The sequence below is a fragment of the Vibrio genomosp. F10 str. 9ZD137 genome, from assembly GCF_049974785.1.
Taxonomy (GTDB): Bacteria; Pseudomonadota; Gammaproteobacteria; order Enterobacterales; family Vibrionaceae; genus Vibrio.
The window spans coordinates 1-2203 of sequence record NZ_JBNGCJ010000347.1 but is presented as its reverse complement, the minus strand read 5'-3'; the positions used below and the strand labels follow the sequence as shown (position 1 = coordinate 2203).

The window sequence follows — 2203 nt, the reverse complement described above, 5'->3', positions numbered from 1 at the left end:
GCTCGAACTTCAACGTTTGCGTTAAACAATGCCACGCTGCCATACATCGTTAAATTAGCGAATAAAGGTTACCGCGAAGCTTTGCTTGAAGATAAAGGTTTCTTAGAAGGTCTGAACGTTATTCACGGTAAAGTGACGTGTAAAGAAGTAGCAGAGAGCTTTAACCTGGAATACGTAGCGCCAGAAAAAGCGATCGAAATGTTTAGCTAAACATACGCTTACTAATAAAAGGTCTAGTTATAAACTAGACCTTTTTTGTCTAAAAATTCTAAGCTTTTCAAGATCATCCCACCTGATTTTTTATTACGTATCGACCTTTAGAAACAAAAAAGCCCTCATTTTATGAGAGCTTTTTTGTTTCTTCTTCCTGCTTGTCTAAACATTTATTGAGCGACTTATCTAACCACTAATCGGAATGAGGTTTTTCGTTAAAAACCTGAGCGTTAGAATCTACGTTTAATTTAAAACGAGTGTTTATCTTAACAACCTGTGTTTACCTTAAAACCAGCACTCCAGTGCACTCTTATCTAACTGCCTAAATGCTCGGTTAAGAATTTGAGCTAACTCTTTATAACGCGGTTTGGATTTCATCGGCTCAAGTGCCATTCCCGTTTCCACGATTTTCTGATGCATTTCTCGATACCAGCTGGCTAGCGAAGGGGGTAACTGCTTGTTGGCTCGGTTTCCTAACCACCACATCCCTTGCAATGGCAAGCTAATCGCAAATAATGCAACAACAACGGCTTGTGGTAGCGCTTGTTGATTTTGAAATGCTACCTGAGTGATGACACTGATCGCGGCGATAGCAGGCATAACACGAATTGCAAATCGCGTTGCTTTGATGACTCGCTGCTCAGGAAATAAAATAGCAAGCTCTTTACGCATAGGCCACGTATCCATGTACTTCTGACCGTCTCTTAGGCTGTGAACCAACCCGACTTTATCATTCATAGAAATCTCTCACTATTGAATCGACCCATTGCTAAATTATTTTAAAGTTTCAATTTTTACAGTAAAAAATTGACTCAAAATAATATTCTTTCAATTTTTTTTGTTATATTTGTCGAATATCGCTATTCTTTGCACCCTCTATTACTCATTGTTGCTGTTATTTTCCATTTAGGCAACCATGACAATGATATCAGCAAGGATTGCGAGCACGACTTTCAGAGTAAAGTGGTGTCTTATTAAAAGGAAATTAAGCGAACTTTTTACCAAGAATAGTGTGTAACCCATACGCGGTCAGCTATTCTTGAGATTGATTTTCATCTTTTCTGATTTTTTCAGACGAATAACAGGTAGTCACACTCATGTCTAAGCTGGTTTTAGTTTTAAACTGCGGTAGTTCTTCTCTTAAATTTGCGGTTGTCGATGCAGTATCTGGCGACGAGCACCTTACTGGTCTTGCAGAATGTCTGCACCTTCCTGAAGCCCGCATCAAGTGGAAACTTGATGGTAAGCACGAAGCTCAACTAGGTAACGGCGCAGCTCACGAAGAAGCGCTAGCGTTCATGGTAGAAACTATTCTTGCTTCTAAGCCAGAGCTTAAAGCTAATCTAGGCGCTATCGGTCACCGTATCGTACACGGTGGCGAGCAGTTCACACAATCTGCTCTGATTACTGACGAAGTGCTAAAAGGGATTCAAGACGCGGCGACTTTCGCACCTCTTCACAACCCTGCGCATCTTATCGGTATCGAAGCTGCTAAGCACAACTTCCCTGAACTTAAGAACGTTGCGGTGTTTGACACAGCTTTCCACCAAACCATGCCTGAAGAGTCTTTCCTATACGCTCTACCATACAAGCTGTACAAAGAGCACGGCATTCGTCGTTACGGCATGCACGGTACTTCTCACCTATTCATCACTCGTGAAGTGGCGACTCTTCTAGATAAACCGGTTGAAGAAGTTAACATCATCAACTGTCACCTAGGTAACGGTGCATCGGTATGTGCAATCAAGAACGGTCAATCCGTTGATACTTCAATGGGCCTGACTCCTCTTGAAGGTCTTGTGATGGGTACTCGCTCAGGCGATCTAGACCCTGCAATCATCTTCCACCTGCATGACGCTCTAGGCTACTCTGTTGAAGAAATCAACACGATGCTAACGAAAGAGTCTGGCCTTGCTGGTCTAACTGAAGTGACTTCTGACTGTCGTTTCGTTGAAGACAACTACGGCGAAAAAGAAGAAGCGACTCGTGC

Annotated in this window: 2 protein-coding genes and 1 pseudogene; 2 read left to right on the top strand and 1 reads right to left on the bottom strand. The window is 42.3% G+C overall.

Translation table 11 applies throughout. From position 1 onward, the window contains the following. Window positions 1-210: pseudogene (locus tag ACP45E_RS07445) on the top strand (alanine dehydrogenase); the annotation flags it as partial. Between the two features lie 288 nt (window positions 211-498). Here ACP45E_RS07445 and yfbV read toward each other — a convergent pair. After that, the gene (gene yfbV, locus ACP45E_RS07440; RefSeq protein WP_017037857.1) at window positions 499-951 is read right to left on the bottom strand and encodes a terminus macrodomain insulation protein YfbV; all 453 of its coding nucleotides are present in this window, start codon (window positions 949-951) and stop codon (window positions 499-501) included. A 359-nt stretch (window positions 952-1310) separates the two neighbouring features. Between yfbV and ACP45E_RS07435 the strand changes: the two genes are divergently transcribed. Then, on the top strand, window positions 1311-2203 hold an 893-nt coding region (locus tag ACP45E_RS07435), incomplete at its 3' end, for an acetate kinase (protein WP_069584852.1).

What these genes read in the sequence shown, in the direction of transcription:
- yfbV (WP_017037857.1), bottom strand. Translation starts at nt 951, where the DNA reads ATGAATGATAAAGTCGGGTTGGTTCACAGCCTAAGAGACGGTCAGAAG.